This window comes from Levilactobacillus koreensis JCM 16448 (assembly GCF_001435525.1).
In the GTDB taxonomy this organism is placed as follows: domain Bacteria; phylum Bacillota; class Bacilli; order Lactobacillales; family Lactobacillaceae; genus Levilactobacillus; species Levilactobacillus koreensis.
In genome coordinates, this window is record NZ_AZDP01000024.1 from 1 (window position 1) to 343 (window position 343).

General features: G+C 49.0%; 1 protein-coding gene. It reads left to right on the top strand.

What is annotated here, in order from left to right; translation table 11 throughout:
• A partial coding sequence (locus tag FC99_RS01645; RefSeq protein WP_275452966.1) for a group II intron maturase-specific domain-containing protein occupies nt 1-343 on the top strand: 343 nt, incomplete at both ends.

A 343-nucleotide genomic window follows, 5' to 3' on the forward strand; every position in this document is an offset into this window, starting at 1 on the left:
AATATTTATGTCAAAAGCAAGCGGGCGGGACAAAGGGTCCTCGAGAGTGTCACCCGATTTCTTGAGAAGGACCTGAAAGTCACGGTCAATCGAGAGAAAACAACGGTTGGGTCACCATTACGCCTTAAATTTCTAGGATTTTCTTTAGGTGTGGGGCGCGGAGGAGCTTACGCTCGTCCGGCGCGTCAGGCCAAAGAACGGGTCAAGCGGGAATTAAAGCGGCTAACCAAACGCAATCGAGGAATTTCTATGGATAAAATGTTCGTAGAAATCCGGCAAAAGATGCGCGGATGGCTTCAGTACTATGGCATTGGAAAGATGGCGACATTCGTCAAAGCTCTGG